The organism is Stenotrophomonas sp. FBCC-B152 (assembly GCF_059134105.1).
The window spans coordinates 793,972-816,041 of the sequence record NZ_CP101442.1; the positions used below are offsets into that span (position 1 = coordinate 793,972).

The following is a 22,070-nucleotide window of genomic DNA, read 5'->3' on the forward strand; positions in this document are numbered from 1 at the left end:
AGCGTAATTAAGCCGAGTAGGACGGCCAGAAACAGTTCGGGCTTGGCCATGCAGCACGTCCAGCGGCAACTTTTTAAGGCGGGTGGCACGATTGTTCCACTAAAGGGAAGCTCGCGGCAGTAGCCAGTCCACAAGGAACTTCATTGCCACGAGTGTCCTCAGGGAGGGGGTGGCATCGGCGGATCTTCCCGGAGTCTGTGACGAGGCAGTGGGGTCAGGATGGGCTCCCGCGGCGGCCGGCGCGCCGTTCGGCGCTACCTCACTCGGACCAATTGATCCCATCGCGTGGTGTAGGCAGGTGACAGCGCGGTCTGGTTCATGGCCCATACTTGCCTGCGCTGCTCGCCTCCGCGCACGCGCTCGGCAGACGACGCAAACGCCATCGCGCCACGACCAAACTTGGCGTTTGCGCGATCCATGACGTCCATCAATGCTTGTGACCGCGGGTCCACCTGGGCGAACAGATCGCCTTGGTGGACATCCCTTGCAGTCAGGTCCAGCAGCCCGATGCCCGCCTTCTTGTAATGGTAGCCTTCCTGCCACATCGCCTTGGTCAGGGCTTGAACCACCACGAGCACCTCGCGGGTGTCCGTGGTCGGCGATATGAAGTTAAAAGCCTTGCTGGGATGGAGTTGGGGTGCCCCGGGCTTGAACGGGTTTGTATGGAGAAACACCCAGACCCCACCGGCCTGCAGCGAGCGCCCCCGGAGCTTCTCGCAGGCCCGCTGGGCGAAGGTGGCGACGGCTTGTTGGAGGTCTTCCAAGGCCACGACCTCTTTACCGAACGAACGGGACACGACGATCTGCTGCCGGTCCGGCTCCACTTCTTCCAACGATGAGCAGGCGATGCCCAGAAGCTCGCGCTGGGTGCGGGCCAACGTCACGCCATACCGCGCCCGCAACGTCTCGCTGTCCGCGTGGACCAGGTCAGCCGCGGTAAGCACGCCCTCAATCCCCAGCCGGGCAGTCAGCTTGCGGCCCACGCCCCAGACATCTTCGACGGGAAAGCGTTCGAGCAGCGCGGAGCCAGGCAGGGCGGTCACGACGCCGTGCACCGTCTTCTTGGCGGCCTTGTTGCCCAGCTTGGCCAACGTTTTCGACGGGCCGATGCCAACGCAGCACGGAATCCCGGTCCACTGCAGAATCCGCGCGCGGGCCTCGGCAGCCACGCGCTCGTGGTCGGCTCTGGGGATGCCATCGAACGAGACGAACGATTCATCGATGCTGTAGACCTCAACGTGCGGAAACAGGTCCCGGAGGATTGAGACCACGCGCCCCGACAGATCGCCGTAGAGGCCAAAGTTGGCTGAAAGCACCTTCAGCTGGCGACGGACGTCGGAGGGGACTTGGTGGATCGGCTGACCCATCCCGACCCCCAGATCCTTGGCCTCTTGGCTGCGGGCAATGGCGCAGCCGTCGTTGTTTGACAGGATGACCACGGGCCTGCCGCGGAGGGATGGGTTAAAGACCCGTTCGCAGCTGGCGTAAAAGTTGTTGCCGTCGACGAGACCCAGCATGTCAACGTGTCCTCGGATCCACGTCGTGCCACTGCCTGATTTCTTGCTCCAGGCCATCCCAAGTAGCTTGGAGTTGTTGTGTGTCGCCGTTGAAAAGGGGCTGGTCCAAGTGTGCGAATTGGTCGAAGGACGGGTGCGGAAGAACGCTGCCAATGCCGCTGAAGCAAAACCACTCGCCCACCAGTTGCGCGATCTCAGCCAGCTCCTTGATGGCATCTTTTGCGTCGTCCAGATTCCAGCGCGGAAGCACTCGGCCCGTCCGGCTGAACTCTGTGGCCGCGTGGGCGATCTCTACGTTAACGTGTTCCACGACACCATCCAGGCGCGCTAAGCGGCGCTCCAACGCGTCAAACACGTCTTCTCGAATCAGGTCATCAGGAGTTGACGTGCCGGGCGTGGTCCCGCTAAGCCAGTCAAACACTGCATGCCGTTGCGCAGAGGGCTCGTATTGATGCTCCCGCGGAACCAGATGAACGTCGCCTGGTGCTTGAGCGCGCACGAACTGCCAATACTGTTCTTCAATGGCGACGTAGTTGTAGCCGAGGCCTGCGATGTCCTCTACGAACACCCGGCGCGTGATGCGTTGTCTAATCGCCTTCGCGTCCACCAACAGGCCCCCAACCGAGCACACCCCATACGCGCCGTGGATGGTGTCTCGCTCAGCCAGACGCCGAACGCCTTGCATGGTGCAGCTCCAGAAGCCCGAAACGAGCAGCTCCAGCACCATGGCGTTGAGTTGCTTCCCTTTCTCGCCGTCGGGCGCGTGGCGGACCATTTCCACGACGCAAGTGAACGCGGTCAGGTCCCACGCCAGCTTGGACAAGGCCTTCGAAATCGCGTTGTCGTCGGTGTCGTAGACACGCTTCCAAAGAGCTATTCGATCGCGCATCACGGCTCCTCGAACAGCGTCACGCCGTCGAGTGCGCCGAACCCGCTCTCGCGGCGCCACACGAGGGACAGCACCCCTTCAAAGCGTTCGAGCTCCCCTTCATCCGTGGGCGCTCGCCGGTAGGCATTTTCATCGTCGAGCACGTTCAGCACGCCAATTGCCGCCGAGCCGTCGACGGCGAACAGCAACTGGGCCTCGTAAATGCACGAGCCGGTCGAGGAACGCCAGCATCGCAAGGTGTCCCTACCGTCCATCCAAACCGCCCACCGGTCGTCCGTATCGCGGGGCCAAAGGCCCTCCCGCAGCAGCGCGAGGTCGTCGGCGGAGAATGCATGGCCGCAGCGGATAGGCCAGCGCGGGCCCTCCATTGCTGTGAGGTGACTGCAACGGGTTCGTAAGTCTTCCATGTCAGCGCCTGAGTTGTTTTCGGAAGGACCAGGTCACCACGCCCCAGACGTCCAGCTCAACGTCTTCTGGCACCAGTATTGCAGCATTGGCCGGGTTGCCGGAATGCAGCTCAAAGCGGCCGGCCCGCTGACGCAGCTGCTTGACGGTGAACCCTCCCTCCCACAACACCATCACCACATCACCCGGCCGCGGCCGTTTGCTCCGGTCGACCACTAGCGTGTCGCCTGGTCCGATGCCGAACCCTTCCATGGATTCGCCGGTATCGGCCTCGACAAAGAACGTGGCAACCGGGTTGTCGATACACCGCTGGTTGAGGTCCAGCAGGTCCGTGACGCCGAAGAAGTCCTCGGCTGGACTGGGGAAGCCACACGTGACGCGCACCGGCAGCACAGGGAGTGCCAGGACTTCGGCGGCCAGGTCGGCGGCGCCAAGGAAGCCGGGAGGGAAGGAGGAGGGGGTGAGCATGGCGGGAGTTTCCTGAAAGGCTGGCTCATCCAGTGAGACCACAACGGGGCGTCAGTCTAGCGGGCTGTTAGTAGTATTGCTAACGTGCCGTGTTGGATTTCCTGAATGCGCTTACGGCAAGGGCGCTCCCTTCTCTCGACACGCCGTCTCGGGCCGCTTGGGTAGGATTGCCTGGACCGCGTGCTGGGAGGACCAGATGTGCTATTCCGCTGAAGTGTGGGCCGATTACCACAAATACGTTCGCGCCTATGGTGCGGACATCGACATCGATGCATTCGTCGAGCTTTACCTGCGCCGGGCAGCGGATCCCAAGATCAAAATCCCCAAAGGGATGGACCAGGGGTTCCTCCATCCGCAAACGCCTGGCGCGACGGAGATTCAGGCGCTGATCCAGTCCTACAACACCACTTTTGTGCAAAACAGCGAGCAAGAGCTGTTCAAGCAGGCCAAGCGGCTGGCCGACGCAGAGCGGGTGTTGGCCGGCTCCAAGCCGACGAAGAAAGCCGCGAACGATCAACGCATCGCGGGCAACAAGGTCAAGCAGCTGAAACGCTGGATAACGGACGGCATCCGCACGGTGCCCGTTCCCGAGCGCGACGACCGCATCTTCCCGGACTGGTATGCCCCCGTTCTCACCGTGGAGGACGGCAGGCCGATCGTTCGGCCGATGCGCTACCACTGCCGACCGGCGGGCATGGACCCCGGCATCGACAGAACCAAACGCGGGCAGGTCTCGGGCACCTACAACGCCCGCCGGGACAACCTCACTCGGTTCTGGCGGCACCAGTTCGGGCATACGCACGGCTTGATGGTGGCGCGTGTGTTCTACGAGAACGTCGATGATGGGGCAGGCGGCAGCCAAGAACTTCAGTTCATCCCGAGCACCGCAGAGAACCTGCTGATCGCGTGCCTGGTGTCCCACTGGACCGATCCGGCCGGCCTGCTGCCCGATCTCTGGTCCTATGCGGCGGTGACCGACGACCCAGAACCTGAGGTCGCGGCTGCGGGGCACGATCGCACCATTGTCAACCTCAAACCGGAGAACGTGGACGCTTGGTTGACCCCGGAGGGCCGCAGCGTCGAGGAGTTGCTCGCTCTCATGGACGACAAGCAGCACCCCTACTACGAGCACCGCAAGGCTGCGTAAGGCGCTGATCTCCAGGGCTGTCGTGGTCGAAGAACTTCCCCAAGGCCTTTGTTACAGCCGTATCGCTTCCATGAGGCCCAGAGCTCATCTCGGCCTCGGCCTATTCAGGCTTCCTGTGTTGCACAGCGTGGGGCCCGAAGACAGAATGAGCCATCCTGCTCCTGGAAAAGCCGTCATGGGCACTCAGAAGCCTCCGGAGTCTTTACATCGGGTATTTCTCTCTTTTGACGGTCACGAGTATTCGGCCACGATCTGGCGCGGCGGAGGGTTCCAATGGCGCCTGCTGTCCGTTGAGGTTCCGGCAGCGGGGTGCCAGGAAGTGGTGCTACCGGATTTCGAATCGTGCCGCCTGGCGCTGCACGCCGCTGAGGAAATCGCGCGAAAGATAGTGGAAGGCCGATCCGGCGCTTAGGGGTTACCTAAACGGGTAACATTGGCTGGAGATCCAACGTCACATGCTCTAGGGGGAGCGCACATGGCGATTCGAACGTTGATTTTTCTTCTTGGTTTCATCGTCCTGCCGTTCACCGCTACTGGCTCCCAGCTGTTCGCTGTGACTCCCATTGGCACACCCGAGGCGGTGTTCTCAGGGAAGGCATCGGCGGCGGTGTCACGCCTGTCCAGCAAATGCATGGATGTCCAATGGACGGTGGTGAGTAGCAGCGATACGGAAGTCGTTTGCGAGTCGCCGTTGAGCACGGGTCAGTCCATCATGGGTCAGATGCTGCTCGGGAACAGTTACTCCACGCCTCCTCGGCGCTTCTTCCGCTTCAACGTGAGTGAGCTGTCCGGAGTCTCGCGTGTGCAGGTGTCGGGCTGGATGGAAACCCAGATGGCCTTTGGCCAGATGCAGCGTGCTCCTTTCTCAGGGGCGGACTTCCACAACAGCATCATGAACTTCCTGATGAGTGCGGGAGGCGCGTTCCCCGCAGGGACGACCTTCCCCAACCACACCGTGCTGGGAGTTCTAGGGAAAGTCGCTCCGCGCGGCAGGGCTGCTGTCTACGAGGTGGCTGAGGTGACGCCTGGTGGAGCCGCGGACCGAGCGGGCCTCAAGGCAGGAGACGTCATCACCTCCGTGGCCGGAAAGAAGTTCAAGACCGATGGTGACTTCCTGGATGGCTTGGCAAAGGCAACCAAGGCGCCGACCTACCAACTCGATGTCACGCGCAACGACGCTGCAATGTCGCTCACCGTCGACCGGGTATACCGTCCCACGGCCACTCAGGTCGTCGGCGTCGCGGAGGAGCCCGCCCCGGTGCCCGCTCCCCTAGCAGCAGCCCTTTCGGTTGCCGATGAGTTGGCCAAGCTTCTGAAGCTCAAGGAGCAGGGTATCCTGACGCAGGCCGAGTTCGATTCGCAAAAGAGCAAGCTATTGAACCAATGAGCATTCCGTCCGCCCATTCCGTAGCCCGGGCCGGACGGTGGTTCCGATCATCAGAACCCTGACGCGAAGCGATGGACCATTTTGAAGGCGTGGTGTTGGACTACTTACGGGCTGATCGGGCGCTGTTCGTCAACGGCCAATGCTGTATCCAGCTCAACGAGGGAAAGAACCCCGACACCAGCGGGCCGCATTGGTATTGCGACGCCCTCGCAGTGAGTTTCAAAGAGCAAGCAGCCTACCTCTGTGAGATCACGTATGCCGCCCGTGCGCCGTCCCTGCTGGCGCGCTTGAGGGCTTGGGACGAACACTGGCCAGGCTTGCGCGCAGCGCTTTTCCGGGACAGCGGTGTGCCCTTGGCCTGGACGGCAAGGCCTTGGCTGTTTGTTCCGCAAGCTCATGCAGCTCGACTCCACGCCAGCGTCGAAGCGTTTGCCCACCTACCCAAACCTCGGATCACCTGTTTGGAAGAAGTGGTCCCTTGGCGATACCGCTCTTGGGATCGCGGGCCCTACGTCGACCCGGCGCCATAAAGGGCCCTCCGAGGAACGTTCGGCCGAGCCATTGCAGGGGGGCTCAGAAAGATGGGGGCCTGTCTCGCAAGCGCGTTATCGGATATAACCAAGGCGTCCTTTTCTGACCGAGTATCTCAATGGCCTTGACCACCCTCAAATCACTCGATGCTGAGATCAAACAGCTGGAAGCCCAGAAAAAACTGGTCGAGAAACGCGACGGAGAGGTGCCCAAGGCGCTCGCAGTGCTTCAGCAGTATGCCAAGGTCCTAAGCCCCGCCCAGCGGCGGCAGGTCGCCAAACTCATCGGGGAATCAATCGACGCCCAGCCGGCGCGTGCGCTCAAGGCGACCACTGGAGCCTTGAAGGGGCGCAAGCTCGGCAAGGTGGCTCCGAAGTATCGCCTTCCCAGTGGTGAGACCTGGGCGGGCCGTGGCCTGACCCCGAAGACTTTCAGCGCGTGGGCCAAGTCCGCCGACGGCAAAGCGTGGGCCAAGGCCAACCCGGGTGCTAAGTTCCCGCCGGCCGATGGCGCGGTGAAGAAGGCGGCGACAAAGGAAGCCAAGAAGCCGAGCAAGGCGGTCAAGAAGGCGAGCAAGGCCAAGCCGATTCGGAAGCCCGCCAAGAAGGGCTCGGCCAAGGCTGCTGGCTAACCCCATGCGCAAAGGCCTGGCCAATGCCGGCGCCAAGGCGGTGGTTGCGGCGCAGGCATTGCTGGATATCGCCAATGGAACGCTCTTGCAGGAAGAGGCAGGAGCGCGCCTGCGCACCCAGCTGGGACTCCATTGGTCCGCCTTGACGTGCGTCCAATACCTGTCAGGGAAGGAGGCCGTCGGCGCATTGACGGCCCTACCGGACGATTGGAACGAGCAGGGACGGACGAAGTCGGACCTCCTCCAAGCCGTGGTAATGGCCTTGGGCGTGGTCAGCGAGGCACGCGGCAGCCGCGGAGGAATGGCGTCTGGCAGCAAACTGGCCCTGCGGCTTCGGGAAGTGCGAGACGCGGCCGTGGGGGAGGGGGCGTGACACTGACTCTGACCCTCGCTGCCCCAAGCTATGCCCTCCTGCAGGCCGACACCACGTGCTGGAAATGTGGCGAGAGCACCCGGGTGGCGACGATATGGGTGCCGTCATTTACTGATACGTCTGATGTCGAAGGCCCGGAGGACGAGCCGGAGATTGGAGGGGCGGCGACCTTGCGCCACATAGAGGATCTGGACGACAACGTTACTGATCACGTGCGTGAAGTGGCGACTTGGCTCAAACCCGGGCACTCTGAAACCGCAGAGGCTACCTACTGGGCCAACCACTGCCCCCATTGCGATGCCCTTCAGGGGGACCACTTCGTGATGGGCGTCAACGGGCCGTTCTTCTTCCAGCACCGCGCCGAAGCAGATGCCTTGGAACTCATTCCCGGGCGGGGTCCACTGACGGCCAACGCCTCGGCTTCGCAGTCGGAGTGGATGGACTGGATTGCCTTGCGCCTGGGCCTGTAAATGGCACTGATGGTTAGCGCTCGGGTGGGGGAGCGAAGGTGGGGCGGGGCAATAGCACCGCTGCCCTTGGGCCCTACAGGCGCTTAAGTGTTATAGAGGACGCAGTGACCTCTCCAATCCAATCTTCCTGCGATGGAAGAAGGTGCGAAGGGACCCTGTTGGTGGCCCTGACGTTGTGGATCGTGGCGGCCAAGTGGACATGGGCAAGACGCTCCTTCGAGGGTGCAAGGAGGGCGGCTTCCTGCAGGTCCAATGCCCATACCGCCGAAACCGGATCGTAGGCAGGGTTGAGGAAGCTGTCTGCGGGCACACCCACGCATCCGCCCGCAGGCTTGACCTTTTGCAAGAGGGGCCGATGGGAGTGGTCGGCATGAACAACCTTTCCTGTAGCGGCGCTTAGGTGGAGCTGCTGTGGCCCGATGGCGTAGACCACTTCGCCCGCGACGGGCACCTGACTGATGCCTCCAAGTGAAGGACAGCGTCCATGGAGCAGATGCTGATTGATCGCGATGACGTAGGGTTCTCCCTGACGGACGATGCCTTGGGTCAAGTAACCAGGCTTGTTCCCATCCCTTCCAACGAGCTTCTCGTGCTTTTCCTTCAGCGCGCTCGTGTAGCGAAGAGCGATGGCCTCGTGCGGATACGTCCACACTCCCTCTTGATGAGACGGGCCTAACCAAGCCGGATCGATGCCCTTAGGTTCCGGCGTGACGAGCTCGACCCATACGGAGTAGCCGTCTTTCGATGCACGGAAGTCTGGACCAGCCCGGCCGCTGGTCAAAGAGAACCCGTGATCCCAGAGGTGCTTGGCCAGCAGCATTTCCGCAACCCTCTGCAGGTGCTCCAGGTCTGAGCCTTTAGCAAGCCGTTGAGCGCAGTGGGGATCGGCAAGGCCGCGCTGATGAAACTCGTCAAAAAGGTCCGACAGCGCGTTCAGGATGTTCAGCCGGAGCGCAGGCTCGGCCTGCGCCCACCGGTTTCCAGCACGGGCGAGAAAGGCTGTCTTCAAGGAGGCCGGCGGCTTACTCATGGTGCAGAGTATCCTTGGTGGAACATGGGTCGGAGGTCTTAGAACGGTCGTCGGTGGACGGATCGGTAGTTGAACTGTAGCTACTGGGAAATGGGTGTTGCGGACTTGGTTGGAAGGCTGGCAGATGCATGACGACCGCCTAGGTCATGGCAAATTTAGTTCCGATCCACCCAGGTGGTCGTCAGGCGTCGCCCCGCAGCGCTTGGCGCTCTTTGGTCAGTGCGATTGCCTCTTCATAGCTGGCGGCCTTGCCACTAATCAGAAGGTCCAAAGCGACCCAGTGCCGGGCGGTGTAGTAGATGTTTCCAAGTGGGAGCGGAGTAGCTGGCCGCATTGCAGGTCCCAGCGTGTAGACAAAGTGCGCCGTGGTCGTCGCGGGCCAAGTTGGATCGATCTCCTGAAGGTTATCAACCGTGTCAACGCGTTCAATGAAATGAACACTTTTGAACTCTGAGAGGTATCGGAAGCCGATATAGGCTGGAGGAATCAATGGCCAGCCATTTCCTCCGACGGGATGGAAATACCGTCCTTGATTGACCACCACATCGATCCACGTGGCATCAGGCGAGTTGGGCAGCAGTTCGCGACTGAGGGACACCACGTAGGCGAGCGAATCAAAGGCGTTTGAGGTCATTCCATACTCCGAAAGATGCAAGTTGAGTTGATGAAGCCATAGGCGCTCGACTTGGCTTTTGCTCGCCGCGTGCGCCCTTCTCGCCATCGCCCTAATATCTGTCCAGGAGAGGTGCTCAACAGGGATGCCATCCACGTCGGGAGGAAGGTGCCGAATGGCCCAATCCTTCCGAGCTGCGCTGATCGAAACAAAGCGCCTCTGCTGGACGTTGGAGCCAGTAAGACGTCCCGCATACCTCTCCAGTTGCTCCCTCGAAGCGACCTGCCAAAAGCGTTTCGCCTCGAAAATCAGGTGAAACGCGGTGCCTGACCGCACCTCTAGATCCGTGAATCCCCGGTCAACCGAGCAAAAGGTTTGACTCGACAACTCGATCTCCGCACACGGATCCAGGCCCATAGAGCAAAGCAGCTCTGCACAAAGCGCTGGCGATTGCTTCAGGCACCATCCCAAGGCATAGGTTCCGGCGTTCTCATCGCAACCAGCGAGTCCAAAACAACTGGCGGGCGTTTTTCCCCTGATCAGCATCCGTGCTTCCTTTCCTGATTGTGATTCCTAAAGGACCTGCCGATGTTGCCAGAACGGCAGGTTCTGAGGCCACCACTTTCCTCGTGCGACCCTTCGCATCACCAGCGTCCTGAACGCGTCGGGAGATGGTGCCTGGCCGAGGCGCTTGTGGCGGCCCTGGTTGCACCGGGCATGCGCCGCCACGACGTTCTCTGGCACGTGCTGCCCTCCGTCCTGTTGGGCCGTTAGATGCTCGGCAGTGCATTGGACTCCGCGCCCGTTGCTGCCCTTGAGCCCCAGCTCGTTTGGAGAGGCCAGCCACATCGGCAGGCCGCAGTAATAGCAGCGGCCGGACTGGGCGTGAAAGGCGGACGTGCGGATGGATTTGAGGCGCTTGGTCGTCATGGAAGGCTCCGGAATCGAAAGAGATTCCCGCGCCCCCATTGGGTGGACCTCGGGCACCCGGAGCCTATCGGCTATGCGGGCACAACACCGGCGCTTCTGCGACCGACATCCGCTTTATAACCGACCTTCGCCGACCCGTGCAATCCCCAACGTGCTTCGGAAATTGCCAGTTTTAGCAAGCCGCATCGGCCTAGCAAGCGCCATAAAAGGAGAGTTCCGCATGAGGGGCGCCAGATCGAAGATCCTCGATCCGCACCGCCCAGTAGAAGGGCATGGCGGTTGAAATAGCAGCCGCGGCCGCCTTCCCAGCCAAACCTACACACGACAGGGCTCGCTCAACTTTGATCCCCGCCGAGCGTTCACGTTAATCGCCATCTAGGGCGTAGGCGGCATGCACCAAGGCCAAGTGACTCAGGCCCTGCGGCGTGTTGCCCAGCCCCTGTTCCGCCTGCGGGTCCCACATCTCCGACATCAGCCCCAAGTCGTTCTGGACGCGGGCCAACAACGATTCGAACAACCGAGTGGCCTCGCCAGCCTCGCCCAACAGGCCGTAAGCCTCCACCATCCAAAACGCGCAGCTGATGAACGTGCCTTCGCACTCCTGCATGCCGCTGTAGCGCCAAAGCAGGTCCCCGCTCTCATCCGACAGCTCGCGCCGGATCGCCTCCCGCGTGGAGACGAATCGCTCCCGGCGCACCTCGGCAAGCCCGAAGCGCGACGCCAACATTATGCTGGCATCCAGCTGGTCACTGCCGGCGTGCATCACGTAGCTCTGTCGGCCCCCGTCCCAGCAATGCTCGTCGATCCATTCCAGGACGCGCTCCTTCTCGCGCTGCCAGCGTGGCAGACGTGCGGTGGTGATGTGTCCCTGCTCGGCCAGTTCGCAAGCCCGGCGCAGGGCCATCCAGCACTCCACTTTCGACATCGTGTAGTGCTGCGGGTCTTCCAGCTCCCAGAAGCCGTGGTCTTTCCGCATCCAGCTGTCGGCGCACTCGTCTGCCAGTTCGAACAAGAGCCGGGCAGTTGTGGGGTCGAGGATGTGGCCTGCTTCGATCATCCGGCTGGCCATTTCCAACACGTCGCCATAGGCGCACGTCTGCAGCTGGTCAGTAGCGGTGTTGCCGATGCGCACCGGTTGGCTGCTACGGTAGCCGGGCACATCAATGTAGCGCTCATCCTCCACGCGGTCGCCGCGCAGCGTGTAGCAAGGAGCAAGGCCCGGGCGATGGCGGCCAATGGTGGTCATCAGCCAGCTGAAACCGGCCTTGGCGTCCGGCAGGGCGCCCACGCGAAGGAAGGTCTTGATCACGTAGGCCGCGTCGCGCACCCAGGCATACCGGTAGTCCCAGTTCTTGTCCCCGCCGATGCGTTCGGGCAGCGAGGCGCTTACCGCTGCGGCAATGGCGCCGGTCGGAGCGAACCACAGGAACTTCAAAGCCAGCGCTGAGCGGATGACCTCGGCGTGGCGGCTTGCATGGCAGTGCAGATCATCCACCCACTGACGCCACTCTCGGTCGGAACGATCAATACGGGTATCGATGTCCTCCAGGGGCGGGACGGGGAGCACTTCGTCCTGGGAGACCAGCAGTGCCACGATTTCCCGTTCGCCGGCACGGAGGGTAAGGCTGCCGCGCACTTGGCGGTCGTCGCAGTGATCGATCTTGACCTGTTCGGAATAGCGCAGCATTGTCATTACGGGGCCGGCGTGATGAACACACCCATTGGGAGTGTCGCTCATCCATGGCGTGCAGGTTCCGGCACGTGTGCCAGGCTGGTAAAGCAGGTCAAAGGTGATCTCTCCATCGAGGCCTTCCAGTCGACGGGCCAGCTCCGACCAGGGTAACCGTCCGGCCGGGCCGCTGTTGAGCGACTCGGTCAGCCGGGCCAAGCCGGTTGCGGTGTGGACGAGGGTTTCCAACACGTTGCTTTGGTCGCGATAGCGCCGCTGGACCTGCTGAACGTCCCGGGCTTGCAAGACAAAGCGACCGCCAGCCGGGGCATCCAGCAGGCGGTCGAGCAAGGGTGGAGCGTCCATGCAGGGGGCGCACCACCAGTCAATGCTGCCATCTGGGGCGATGAGCGCGCTGGACCGCCCATCGCCAACGGCGGCGTAAGAGTGGATGGGGGCATACCCGTCCGCGTCGCGCTCCACAGGCAGGTTGTCGATATCTTCGGCCCCAGCGGTCACGGCAGCAGCATGCCGCCGGTGGCGCCGATGACCTCACCGGTGATGTAGCTCGATTCCTGTGTCGCCAGCAGCACATAGGCTGGGGCCATTTCCACCGGCTGGCCTGCCCGCTTGAGCGGGGTCTTCGAGCCGAACTCAGGGATGGCCTCCGGCGGCTGTCCGCCGGCCGGCTGCAGCGGGGTCCAGACCGGGCCCGGAGCCACGGCGTTAACGCGAATACCGCGCTCGGCCACCTGCTGCGCCAAGGCTTTGGTGAAGTTGACGATAGCGGCCTTGGTGGGGGCGTAGTCCAGCAGGTTGGGAGAGGGCTGGTAGGCTTGGATGGATGCTGTGTTAATGATGGTGGCGCCGGCAGGCAGGTGCGGCAGAGCGGCCTTGCACACCCAGAACAACGCATGGATGTTGGTGCGGAAAGTGGCGTCGAACTGTTCGGTGGTCAGATCCTCGATCTTTTCCACGGCCAACTGCTTACCGGCGATGTTGGCCAGCACGTCCAGTCCGCCGAGACCTTTGACTGCCTTCTCCACCAGGTCACTGCAGAACTGCTCATCCTGAAGGTCTCCAGGGATGGCGATCGCCTTGCGGCCTTCGGCTTCAATCAACGCCACCACTTCGGCCGCATCTTCTTCCTCTTCGGGCAGGTAGTTCAGTGCCACATCTGCGCCTTCCCGAGCAAACGCTATTGCTACCGCACGTCCAATGCCGGAATCCGCGCCGGTCACAAGCGCCTTTCGGCTCTTCATGCGGCCCAGGCCCACGTAGCTCTTCTCCCCATGCTCGGCGGCAGGCGTCAGCTTATGAACGGTGCCCGGCGGAGTCTGAACCTGCGCCGGGTAGGTGGGCTGCGGGAACTGGGTCAGCGGGTTCTGCATGTCGTATTGGTTGCGAGAAGTCATTGGAGTCCTTGGGGGAGGAGGGAGCCAAAGGCGTTATAGGGTGACAGCGCCGCCGGAGATGGTGAGCAGTGCGCCGGAGGTGTAACTGGCGCTATCTGCCGCGAGCATCACGTAAGCCGAAGCGAGCTCGGCTGGCTGACCTGGTCGACCGAACGGCGTCTGGCTGCCAAACTGCTCAACTTCTTCCGCGGCCATGCCGGCGGGAATGAAGGGTGTCCAGATAGGGCCGGGCAACACCGCATTGACACGAATCCCTTTCTCGGCAAGAAGACCGGCCAGGCCGATGGTCAGGTTGGCGAGCGCGCCCTTCGTGGCCGAGTAGGGCAGGATGTTGGGGGTGGGCTTTTTGGAGTTGACCGAGGCAGTGTTGATGACCGAACCGCCGTCCTCCAGGTGTGGGACGCACAGGCGGGTGAGGTTAAATACCGCATGCACGTTCGTCTCGAACGTCTTGCGCCAGTCCTCCAGAGTGATGTCGTCGAACGACTCGTAATAGCGCTGATACGCAGCGTTGTTGACCAAGATGTCCAAGCCGCCAAGGTCGGTCGTGACCTGCTTGATGAGCGCCTCGGCTTGGGCGTCATCGCTGATGTCGCAGGGGCAGAGGACGGCCTTCTGACCTGCCGCTTCGATCAGGGCGCCAATGCTGGCGGCATCCTTCTCCTCGCCCTCAAGGAACGCAATCGCCACGTCGGCACCCTCGCGGGCGTAGGCGATGGCCACTGCGGCACCAATGCCGCTGTCCCCGCCGGTGATCAGGGCCTTCTTGCCCTTCAACAGGCCGTGGCCGACGTAGCTTTTTTCCCCATGATCTGGCCGAGGGTCGAGCTTGTCGGTCTTACCGGGAAACGACTGCTGCTGGGCCTTGAACGGCGGTTTGGGATAGTTGGGCACGGGCATCGGCTGAGCCTCTATGGCGTTGGAGGAAAGCCAGTGTGCGTTGGGGCTGGTAAACGTCGCGGCCCAGCGGTGTAGATGCGATGTGCAGGTGCCTCACCAACGGACTGGTTAAAGCGGGTAGGCAATGGTGGTCATGATGCTGTTCTCAGCCTGGCGTGAATCAAGCCGCGTGTGCTGCACCACTACTGGGACATCTGATTCGATCACGCACGAGAACCCCACGCCGAGCGGCACCTTGGCGGGACTCTCAAGATCATTGAAGCGCTTGTGACACGTCCGCCGGGCTGGCACGGTGAAGCGGTAAGGTCCCTGCGGTTCGCGATCCTCGAAATACAATGTCAGCGTGACCTGAGCATCAACCGGGCCCGTGTTGAGGACGCAGCAGGTTTTCGTGGCTTTGCAGCTCTGGCTCCGGACCGTTGCTCCAGGCAGGAATGTAGCCTTCTGCGATTGCCCAGCACCGCCGACCGATCGATGTCTGCTCATCTTGTTTCATCAGCGACGTCCTCTCCGCTTGGGTCCCCTTGCAGCCTGAGTGATCAGTGCCGCACTTCCCACGGCGATGGCATCTTCCACGGCCCCGGTGCTGGTCTGGCCATAGCGGGCAATCGCGCGCATGCGCAGATCGAAGGTCACATACGCCATTCCCACCGCTGCGCCGGCGCCTAGCAGCGCGCCTAGCTTTCGCTGCCGATAGGGAGCCATGGCCGCACCGGCAATCATCCCTGTGGCAATGCGCGCCACCATGCCCGCGGGGACGATCCGGTCGGGGGCCGTCTTCATCTTGTCGCCAATAAGCTCACCTCCTGCCAATGCAAGCATGCCTGCCGAGGCGAAGTTGTTGGACAAAATGCGTGGCGCACCGTTATCGGAAGGAAGGTTGCCACTCCGTGCGGCGTTCGTCACCGCAGCCAAGGGCGTGATCGCGCGCATGCCGGCTACTGCTCCCATCAAAATCGAATGGATTAAGGCCATCTGGCTCTCCTAAATTGGAAAAGGGCGGCGGCTTGCGCCCCTCATGGCTTCGCCGGCCGCTCGTAGTCTTCGGGCTTAGCGGTGTGCTCCGCCTCCGGCATATCCTTGTCCTTCCAGCTGGCGTCATCGTTCCGAAGCTTGTCGGGCGTGTGTGCCTTGTCTTGGTCAGCCACGTCGGCAGCGGGGTTGAGAGGTAGCTTGTTCACGGGTCGCTCCAGGGTCTGAGGGTCATGGGCATGCTGGGCCTGTAACCATGAGCACGGTGTCTTGGTGGAATCCACATTTTCACTACACGCCGGTCACCGACCGGGGACGCAGCGACCGGTATCTCTAGGCGCACCGATCACGTTAAGAGGAGCCGCCAATGCGCGCGTTGACCTACCACGGCAGCAAAGACGTCCGGGTGGACACCGTCCCGGATCCCACCTTGGCGGCGCCCGATGACCTGATCCTGCGCGTCACCGCGACAGCCATTTGCGGCTCGGACCTTCACCTATACCGTGGAAAGATTCCCGATCTTCACACCGGTGACGTTCTGGGCCATGAGTTCATGGGGGTCGTGGAGGAGGTAGGAAGCGGCGTGACCGACTTGAGGCCTGGCGACCGCGTGGTGGTGCCCTTCGTCATCGCTTGCGGCGAATGTTTCCACTGCAAGTTGGCTGAACACGCGGCCTGTGAGACCACCAATACCGGGAAGGGCGCGGCGGTGAACCAGAAGGGCATCCGCCCGCCCGCCGCTCTGTTCGGCTATAGCCATCTATACGGCGGGGTGTCCGGCGGCCAAGCTGAATACGTAAGGGTTCCGAAGGCAAACGTGGGCCCGCTGCGCGTGCCGGATGCGCTGCCCGACGAGCAGGTGCTGTTCCTGTCGGACATCTTGCCTACGGGCTACCAGGCCGCGATCAATGCGGGCGTCAAACCGGGGTCTACTGTGGCCATTTTCGGCGCCGGCCCGGTCGGACTGATGGCTGCCGCGTGCTGCCGTTTGCTGGGGGCCGAGACCATCTTTATGGTCGATCACCTGGCCTACCGGCTGGCCTTCGCCGCGCAGACTTATGGCGTAACCCCAGTGGATTTCAGTCAGATCGAAGACCCGGCTGAATACATCATCACGCAGACCAACGGGCGCGGCGTTGATGCCTCCATCGAAGCAGTCGGCTTCGAAGCCGAAGGAAGCGCACTCGAATCAGCACTGACCACGCTGAAGGTGGAAGGCAGCAGCGGGGTGGCGATCCGCCAGTGCATCGCGGCCACCCGCCGCTGCGGCACGGTGAGCATTCCTGGCGTCTACGCCGGTTACCTGCATGGCTTCCTGCTTGGCGATGCGTTCGACAAGGGCCTGACCTTCAAGATGGGCCAGACCCACGTGCAGGGCCTGATGCCCGAGTTGCTCGACTACATCGGGGAAGGCGCGCTCAACCCGGGCGTGATTATTACTCACCGCCTTCCCCTGGAAGAAGCCGTCCGCGGCTACGAACTCTTCGACCGTAAGGAGGAGGACTGCCGCAAGGTGATCCTTATCCCCTGACAAATGAACCGTCATCTTTGCCGCGGCCCTGCGCACGCTCTGACCGGCCCAGACGTCGATCTGCCACTGATTGGCTTGAGCCCCAAACCGAGCAGAGCGGCCCACCCTGAGGGCATGTGGTGATCGCGGTTATCGTGCCGGCGCACAACGAAGCCGATGACATTGGTCGCTGCCTTGAGGCGGTCAACGAAGCTGCAGTGCATCCAGGTTTGGAGGGCGAGCCGGTAGTAACCGTGGTCGCGCTGGATGCCTGCACCGACGGCACAGGCGGCGTGTGCGCTCTCCACGGTGCAGCGGCAGTCGCGCTCGATGCGCGCTGCGTAGGTGTCGCGCGTGCGGCGGCGGCCCGTTATGCGCTTGATTTGGGCGCACGTTGGATTGCCAGCACCGACGCCGACACGGTCGTGCCTGCGGACTGGCTGTGGAAGCAGGTAGCATGCGGCGCTGACGCGTTCTGCGGGGTGGTGGACGTGGCCGAATGGCGCGACTATCCCCCCGCTGTGCGTGAAGCCTTTGCCGGCCGCGAGCTGTCGTGCGATGGGCACCGTCATATCCACGGCGCCAACTTGGGCCTCAGTGCCGCAGCTTATGAGAAAGTCGGCGGCTTCCCGCCGTTGGCAACGGGTGAGGATGTAGCACTGGTGCGGGCCCTTGAGTGTTCGCGAGCAAGCATCGCTTGGCGTGCGCGGCCGGTGGTATTCACCAGCGCCCGACGCTCATCAAGGGCACCACAGGGTTTCAGTAGTTTTTTACAGGCCTTGGAGCGCGAGGTTTTGGGAACCCCTGCTGCGCTGCCACCAGCGCAGGCACTTGTGCGATGACCGCGATGCCGGCAGACCTACTCGGATGGGCCGCCACGGCCGTGCTCATTGCCACGTTGTCTCGACAGATCTACAAGCAACACCGGGCAGGGTCGGTGGAAGCGGTGTCCACATGGCTCTTCGTCGGGCAAATGACCGCATCGGTGTTGTTCATCGCTTACAGCGCCCTGATGGGATCGACGGTCTTTGTGGTCACCAATAGCCTGATCCTCGTTACCGCTGTGGTCGGCCAAATCCTTGCTCTCCGTCGGCGACACCGACGGTGATCGGCGGAAATTTGATGGGCGCCTGACGATGGCTACGAGAGCTGTTCGTGGATAGCGGTGATCAGCTGCTTGAAGCGGTAAGGTTTTGGCAAAAAGCGCACGGCCGCAGGAATGGGCGCGAGTTGGGAGCGTTGCAGGCCTGAAACAACCATCACGCGCGCGTGGGGCTGTGTCTGAGCGACCTCCGCAGCGACCTCGAAGCCGGATATGCCGCCTGGCATGCTCACGTCGGTGACAACCACGGCATATCGTGTGTCACCCCTAAGATGAGCGATCGCTTCCACGCCATCTGATGCAGGGGTGACCACGAATCCTTGATCGGCCAACGCTTCAACCACCACGGTGCGCAGATCTTCTTCGTCTTCAACAAACAAAACGTTGATGGGCATTTCAAGGCTCATAGATTGGAAAGCAGAGCGTGATGCGGGTGCCTTCGCCCGGAACGCTGCTTAGTTGGGGAAATCCCCCGGATTGCGTAGTAAAACCAAAGACCTGACTCAGACCAAGACCGCTGCCCCGTCCTACCGGTTTGGTCGTAAAGAAGGGCTCGAAAACCCGTGCCTGCTTGTCAGGTGGGATGCCCTCGCCATCGTCCTCGACCGTCAGGCAGACGTGGGGCTCGGGCGCATGGTTTGTCGATGCAGGGTCTTGGGTATCCTGCGCGCGCGCTGTGATGGTGATGGTGCCGCCGCTGGGCATGGCGTCGCGGCTGTTGCACACCAAGTTGAGCACTGCCGCTTCCAGCTGAGCCCTGTCGACGAACACCAGCGGAAGATCGTCATCGAGATTGAAAACCACGTTGACTGTGTCACCCGCAGACCGTTGCAGGAGCTCTTTCGACTCGCGCAGGGCGGCGGTGACATCCAACGATTCGGGGGACAGCTTCTGTCCTCGGCCAAACGTCAGCAGTTGTCTGGAAAGGAGGGCGCCCCGTTCGGCCGCGCGAAGGGCCGTCTCGATCAGCTTGGCAGCGGGCCCGTCCTTCACGCGGACGCTGATGAGGTCGAGGCAGTTGACGATGATCGTCAGAAGGTTGTTGAAGTCATGGGCAAGACCGAGAGTCAACTTGCCAATCGCTTCCATCTTCTGCGCCTGTAGAAGGCTGTGTTGAACCTGCTGCAACCGTTCTTGAGCGTCGTGGCGCTCGGTGATGTCTCGGGTCACTTTGGCGTATCCAACCAACACGCCACCAACCCAGCTGGGATCAATCACGACGCTCGCCAAGAACCGCGAGCCGTCTTGCCGAACCCGCCATCCGTCCTCAATACAACGGCCTTCGGTAGCGGCCGTTCGCAGGTTGCGTTGCGGCACGCCGGCAGCCGCATCCTCCGGCAAGTAGAAGCGAGAAAAATTGGTTCCAACGACATCTTCGGCCGTGTAGCCCTTGATCCGCTGACCACCAGGGTTCCAAGTTCGGATCACGCCATGCTCGTCCAGCATATAAATCGCATAGTCAGTGACGGAGTTGACTAAGAGAGCGAACTGCCTGGATTCGTCATTCAAGACATCTTTGGGGTGCTGCAACTCTGTCACGTCCATCCTCCCCGGGATCGCGTGACCCTAAAGGATGGCTTGTAAAGAAACCGTAAAAAGGTGTCTCGGTGCGCAGTTTGACTTGACCTTTACACAACCCTGCGGGTAGTCGTTCACACTGTCCTTGCATGGATAAACGACGGGCGTGGGAGGGTGAGGGCATGCCAGATGGGACTGAATCGGTGAGTGTGTTCCTGGTCGAGGACGAACCCAGCTTGATGTATGTGCTGGAAGAGTCGCTCAAGAGCTTGGGCTATGCGGTGGGGGAGAAGGCGGAGTATCTGCCTGAAGCGTTGGAGCGAGCGCAAAGCGAAGCCTTTGACGTGGCGATGTTGGATGTCAACCTGCACGGCCAAGAGTCCTTCCCCGTCGCAGATGTGCTGATGGAGCGCGGGATCCCGTTTGTGTTCACCACGGGCTTTGGGGCTAGGACCCTTCCCGAGCGTTTCCAACGAACCCCGGTCATGGAGAAGCCATTCCGACTCAAGGACATTCGGCGCGCCATCTCTGAGCTCCACCCGGCGGCGTCTGTCTGACCGGCGTTGAGGGTCGGATTCGCCCGGCCGTCACTTCTACATCGCGTTTCGTCGATGCTTGTCTGGATAGGGTGCGGTTTCCCCTGATCCAAACGAGGAGTTGCACCATGGCTGAAACCAAAGAAAACCTGCTCGATTGGCTCCGCGATGCTCATGCGATGGAGCAGCAGGCGGAGACCATGCTGAAGGGCCAGGCGTCCCGCATCGAGCACTATCCCGTCTTGAAAGCGCGAATCGAAGAGCACATCCAAGAAACGATCGGCCAGCGAGAGCTGCTGGAAGGGTGCATCAAGCGCCTGGGCGGTTCTCCTTCCACCATCAAAGACGTGATGGGCAAGATGGCCGCCTTCGGTCAAGCGCTGGGCGGGATGACCGCCTCGGATGAGATCGTGAAAGGCGCGATGGCCGGCTACGTGTTCGAGCACTTCGAAATCGCGTCTTACACCGCGCTGATCGCGGCCGCCAAGACCGCCGGCGACCCGGAGACGGCCCGCGTATGCGAGGAGATCTTGGGCCAGGAAGAAGCAATGGCCGATTGGCTGGCCTCGCACTTGCCCGAAGTGACCGAGGAATTCCTGGTGCGCGACGCGACCCCAGGCGTCGAAGCCAAGAAGTAACGGCTGGATCGTCATCAGTGCCCTGTCGGATGCGCTACGACGCTCCGACGGGGCCTCGACTTGCCATGCGTCTCAGGGCGCGCGGTAGACAATGCAGCGTCGGAACTCAATCAGGGCGGGAAGCACCGTAAGGAGGAGCGCCGGCACGATGGCAAACAACCACAAGGCGATGGGAGCCAGGTCAAGTGCCAGGCCAGTAGCGACATGCGTATCAGGCATAGACCAGTAAACGGCGCCGATTGCGATCCAAGGGGCCAAGTCCAAGATGCTATGAACGTGCTGCTCCAAGGGGCGAATGGCTCGCGTGGGATAGGCCACGCGGGTGTCCCAATAGCCTGTGATGGCGTGCAGACACACCAGCGCCAGAAGGATCAGGAAAAGCGGTTGAGACGCTCGAAAGGAGAGCCATAGCAGCGTTGCCGCCCCCAGGATCGCGATCTGCACCAAGTGCAGCCCGGATTCTTTTAGCCCCGACGTGGTTTCGATGCTACTGGCTCTGTGAAGCCAAAAGTCGATGGCCCCTGCAGTAAGCCAAAGCAGATAGAGGCCATGCCAAATCGTCACGTCCATCGCTGAGTTGAACATTGTCGCTCCCGGAATCAGTTGCAATCACTTCTCACCGTGACTCCCGCGTAATGGGTGCAAGCTTAGCTCTACCGAAAATACTAGGGAACTACCGCTTACGACGGCGTGTTTTTTCGTCGCGCGTGCGAGCGTTCGTGTATGAATGGCGACTCGACTAGAGCTGCCCAGCGGCTTGACGTCCCCTTGACGCCTTGGTGACACGCCGTGCTCTCTCTGAAGCGGATATTTGTCTCCAACCTTATTAGGAGAATCGTATGAGCGCTTATCCACAGTTTCTGGCTGCGACGCCGCGAGTGACCCGAATGGAAATGGCGGATCTCTACGCGGGCGATGCCACCACCGTGGTCCAGCTGGACGCGACCCCCTGCGATACGTGGATTCAGAACCTGCAAGGGCTGGTGAGCCGGTCCCCAGAGCTTGCCGGAACACGCGTGGAAGTGGACGGTTCATGGGTCCACTTTATCGGCGTGCGGAAAACGCGAGGCCCCGTCGCAGCTCACCTATTGGAAGTGATTGCTGCTGCAGGCGAGATGGCCTACGGACCTGTCGCTGTTCGGCCAACAGCGTTCAGCGCGACCCCATCTCCCGCTATGCAGTGACCTGAAGCCGGCAGTTGCTTGGGCCCAAACCATTTAGGACGAACGGAGGAGATCACCATGACCGACGACAAAAAGAACACTGGCAGCCCGGACCGCGACCGCATCAACGTCAACGAAGATTACGAGCTCCAGTATTGGACCAAGGCGCTGGGTGTCAGCGCCGAGGAACTGCGGGCGGCGGTGAAGGCCGTAGGTCCGACGGCGGTCGCGGTGCGAAAGCACTTGCACAAGTAAC

The 22,070-nt window shown here is 61.8% G+C and carries 29 protein-coding genes; 12 read left to right on the forward strand and 17 right to left on the reverse strand.

From position 1 onward, the window contains the following. Positions 1 to 254: 254 nt before the first annotated feature. The 4 genes from NMB40_RS03880 to NMB40_RS03895 form a co-directional block, all read right to left on the reverse strand. Positions 255 to 1,517: a Y-family DNA polymerase gene (locus tag NMB40_RS03880; RefSeq protein WP_494360215.1), complete on the reverse strand. Its 1,263-nt coding sequence runs from the start codon at positions 1,515 to 1,517 to the stop codon at positions 255 to 257. 1 nt (position 1,518) lies between these two features. Beyond that, a complete protein-coding gene (locus tag NMB40_RS03885; protein WP_494360216.1) occupies positions 1,519 to 2,406 on the reverse strand; it encodes a hypothetical protein in 888 nt (295 codons plus the stop codon). Next, positions 2,406 to 2,594: a hypothetical protein gene (locus NMB40_RS03890; protein WP_494360217.1), complete on the reverse strand. Its 189-nt coding sequence runs from the start codon at positions 2,592 to 2,594 to the stop codon at positions 2,406 to 2,408. The genes NMB40_RS03885 and NMB40_RS03890 overlap by 1 nt, the downstream gene beginning before the upstream one ends. 220 nt (positions 2,595 to 2,814) lie before the next feature. Beyond that, positions 2,815 to 3,279: a LexA family protein gene (locus NMB40_RS03895; RefSeq protein WP_481474325.1), complete on the reverse strand. Its 465-nt coding sequence runs from the start codon at positions 3,277 to 3,279 to the stop codon at positions 2,815 to 2,817. 196 nt (positions 3,280 to 3,475) lie between these two features. On the opposite strand from NMB40_RS03895, the gene NMB40_RS03900 reads away from it, so the two are divergent. The 5 genes from NMB40_RS03900 (at position 3,476) to NMB40_RS03920 (ending at position 7,818) form a co-directional block, all read left to right on the forward strand. After that, positions 3,476 to 4,426, forward strand: a complete 951-nt coding sequence (locus tag NMB40_RS03900) for an SOS response-associated peptidase family protein (protein ID WP_481519365.1) — start codon at positions 3,476 to 3,478, stop codon at positions 4,424 to 4,426. Between the two features lie 475 nt (positions 4,427 to 4,901). Then, on the forward strand, positions 4,902 to 5,813 hold the full coding sequence (locus NMB40_RS03905; protein ID WP_494360218.1) for an SHOCT domain-containing protein: 912 nt from the start codon (positions 4,902 to 4,904) through the stop codon (positions 5,811 to 5,813). 649 nt (positions 5,814 to 6,462) lie between these two features. Further along, complete coding sequence (locus NMB40_RS03910; RefSeq protein WP_481519362.1) at positions 6,463 to 6,975, forward strand: H-NS family nucleoid-associated regulatory protein; 513 nt, start codon at positions 6,463 to 6,465, stop codon at positions 6,973 to 6,975. Positions 6,976 to 6,979: 4 nt separating this feature from the next. After that, complete coding sequence (locus NMB40_RS03915) at positions 6,980 to 7,348, forward strand: hypothetical protein (RefSeq protein ID WP_394161539.1); 369 nt, start codon at positions 6,980 to 6,982, stop codon at positions 7,346 to 7,348. Further along, the gene (locus NMB40_RS03920; protein WP_489988555.1) at positions 7,345 to 7,818 is read left to right on the forward strand and encodes a hypothetical protein; all 474 of its coding nucleotides are present in this window, start codon (positions 7,345 to 7,347) and stop codon (positions 7,816 to 7,818) included. The genes NMB40_RS03915 and NMB40_RS03920 overlap by 4 nt, the downstream gene beginning before the upstream one ends. A gap of 73 nt (positions 7,819 to 7,891) precedes the next feature. Here NMB40_RS03920 and NMB40_RS03925 read toward each other — a convergent pair whose 3' ends face one another. The 10 genes from NMB40_RS03925 to NMB40_RS03970 form a co-directional block, all read right to left on the reverse strand. Next, on the reverse strand, positions 7,892 to 8,848 hold the full coding sequence (locus NMB40_RS03925) for a hypothetical protein (RefSeq protein ID WP_394161535.1): 957 nt from the start codon (positions 8,846 to 8,848) through the stop codon (positions 7,892 to 7,894). A 181-nt stretch (positions 8,849 to 9,029) separates the two neighbouring features. Beyond that, entirely contained in the window at positions 9,030 to 10,007 is a 978-nt protein-coding gene (locus NMB40_RS03930) for a hypothetical protein (RefSeq protein ID WP_421568875.1), read from the reverse strand. Between the two features lie 27 nt (positions 10,008 to 10,034). Beyond that, complete coding sequence (locus NMB40_RS03935) at positions 10,035 to 10,391, reverse strand: HNH endonuclease (RefSeq protein ID WP_394161532.1); 357 nt, start codon at positions 10,389 to 10,391, stop codon at positions 10,035 to 10,037. Between the two features lie 364 nt (positions 10,392 to 10,755). Next, complete coding sequence (locus NMB40_RS03940) at positions 10,756 to 12,558, reverse strand: glycoside hydrolase family 15 protein (protein WP_394161832.1); 1,803 nt, start codon at positions 12,556 to 12,558, stop codon at positions 10,756 to 10,758. A 17-nt stretch (positions 12,559 to 12,575) separates the two neighbouring features. After that, positions 12,576 to 13,475 (reverse strand): SDR family oxidoreductase, encoded by a 900-nt coding sequence (locus NMB40_RS03945; protein ID WP_394161530.1) that lies wholly within the window; start codon positions 13,473 to 13,475, stop codon positions 12,576 to 12,578. 33 nt (positions 13,476 to 13,508) lie between these two features. After that, entirely contained in the window at positions 13,509 to 14,375 is an 867-nt protein-coding gene (locus NMB40_RS03950; RefSeq protein WP_217539291.1) for an SDR family oxidoreductase, read from the reverse strand. A gap of 108 nt (positions 14,376 to 14,483) precedes the next feature. Continuing rightward, positions 14,484 to 14,711 carry a sensory rhodopsin transducer gene (locus NMB40_RS03955; RefSeq protein ID WP_494360219.1) on the reverse strand — a complete coding sequence of 76 codons (228 nt, stop codon included), beginning with the start codon at positions 14,709 to 14,711 and terminating at the stop codon, positions 14,484 to 14,486. Positions 14,712 to 14,730: 19 nt separating this feature from the next. After that, the gene (locus NMB40_RS03960) at positions 14,731 to 14,871 is read right to left on the reverse strand and encodes a sensory rhodopsin transducer (RefSeq protein WP_494360220.1); all 141 of its coding nucleotides are present in this window, start codon (positions 14,869 to 14,871) and stop codon (positions 14,731 to 14,733) included. Then, the gene (locus NMB40_RS03965; protein WP_394161528.1) at positions 14,871 to 15,350 is read right to left on the reverse strand and encodes a DUF4126 family protein; all 480 of its coding nucleotides are present in this window, start codon (positions 15,348 to 15,350) and stop codon (positions 14,871 to 14,873) included. The genes NMB40_RS03960 and NMB40_RS03965 overlap by 1 nt, the downstream gene beginning before the upstream one ends. A 41-nt stretch (positions 15,351 to 15,391) precedes the next feature. Continuing rightward, positions 15,392 to 15,556: a hypothetical protein gene (locus tag NMB40_RS03970; RefSeq protein WP_217539389.1), complete on the reverse strand. Its 165-nt coding sequence runs from the start codon at positions 15,554 to 15,556 to the stop codon at positions 15,392 to 15,394. 158 nt (positions 15,557 to 15,714) lie between these two features. On the opposite strand from NMB40_RS03970, the gene NMB40_RS03975 reads away from it, so the two are divergent. From NMB40_RS03975 to NMB40_RS03985, 3 genes are all read left to right on the forward strand, one after another. Continuing rightward, complete coding sequence (locus NMB40_RS03975; protein ID WP_210131552.1) at positions 15,715 to 16,878, forward strand: zinc-dependent alcohol dehydrogenase; 1,164 nt, start codon at positions 15,715 to 15,717, stop codon at positions 16,876 to 16,878. A 119-nt stretch (positions 16,879 to 16,997) separates the two neighbouring features. Next, positions 16,998 to 17,699, forward strand: a complete 702-nt coding sequence (locus NMB40_RS03980) for a glycosyltransferase family 2 protein (RefSeq protein WP_394161526.1) — start codon at positions 16,998 to 17,000, stop codon at positions 17,697 to 17,699. 5 nt (positions 17,700 to 17,704) lie between these two features. Then, on the forward strand, positions 17,705 to 17,965 hold the full coding sequence (locus tag NMB40_RS03985; RefSeq protein WP_210132181.1) for a PQ-loop repeat-containing protein: 261 nt from the start codon (positions 17,705 to 17,707) through the stop codon (positions 17,963 to 17,965). 32 nt (positions 17,966 to 17,997) lie between these two features. On the opposite strand, the gene NMB40_RS03990 is transcribed toward NMB40_RS03985, so the two are convergent. Beyond that, complete coding sequence (locus NMB40_RS03990) at positions 17,998 to 18,354, reverse strand: response regulator (RefSeq protein ID WP_394161524.1); 357 nt, start codon at positions 18,352 to 18,354, stop codon at positions 17,998 to 18,000. 1 nt (position 18,355) lies between these two features. After that, positions 18,356 to 19,504, reverse strand: a complete 1,149-nt coding sequence (locus NMB40_RS03995; RefSeq protein ID WP_494360221.1) for a two-component system sensor histidine kinase NtrB — start codon at positions 19,502 to 19,504, stop codon at positions 18,356 to 18,358. Between the two features lie 176 nt (positions 19,505 to 19,680). Here NMB40_RS03995 and NMB40_RS04000 point away from each other — a divergent pair, with 176 nt between their 5' ends. Together NMB40_RS04000 and NMB40_RS04005 are read left to right on the forward strand one after the other, a co-directional pair. Beyond that, positions 19,681 to 20,034: a response regulator gene (locus tag NMB40_RS04000; protein ID WP_210131546.1), complete on the forward strand. Its 354-nt coding sequence runs from the start codon at positions 19,681 to 19,683 to the stop codon at positions 20,032 to 20,034. A gap of 107 nt (positions 20,035 to 20,141) precedes the next feature. Beyond that, complete coding sequence (locus tag NMB40_RS04005; protein ID WP_217539222.1) at positions 20,142 to 20,651, forward strand: ferritin-like domain-containing protein; 510 nt, start codon at positions 20,142 to 20,144, stop codon at positions 20,649 to 20,651. A gap of 72 nt (positions 20,652 to 20,723) precedes the next feature. Here NMB40_RS04005 and NMB40_RS04010 read toward each other — a convergent pair whose 3' ends face one another. Continuing rightward, complete coding sequence (locus tag NMB40_RS04010; protein ID WP_394161519.1) at positions 20,724 to 21,260, reverse strand: hypothetical protein; 537 nt, start codon at positions 21,258 to 21,260, stop codon at positions 20,724 to 20,726. 230 nt (positions 21,261 to 21,490) lie between these two features. Between NMB40_RS04010 and NMB40_RS04015 the strand changes: the two genes are divergently transcribed. Together NMB40_RS04015 and NMB40_RS04020 are read left to right on the forward strand one after the other, a co-directional pair. After that, a complete protein-coding gene (locus NMB40_RS04015) occupies positions 21,491 to 21,835 on the forward strand; it encodes a hypothetical protein (RefSeq protein ID WP_481442016.1) in 345 nt (114 codons plus the stop codon). A gap of 57 nt (positions 21,836 to 21,892) precedes the next feature. Then, positions 21,893 to 22,069, forward strand: a complete 177-nt coding sequence (locus NMB40_RS04020; RefSeq protein ID WP_394161515.1) for a DUF3606 domain-containing protein — start codon at positions 21,893 to 21,895, stop codon at positions 22,067 to 22,069. Position 22,070: the final 1 nt, after the last annotated feature.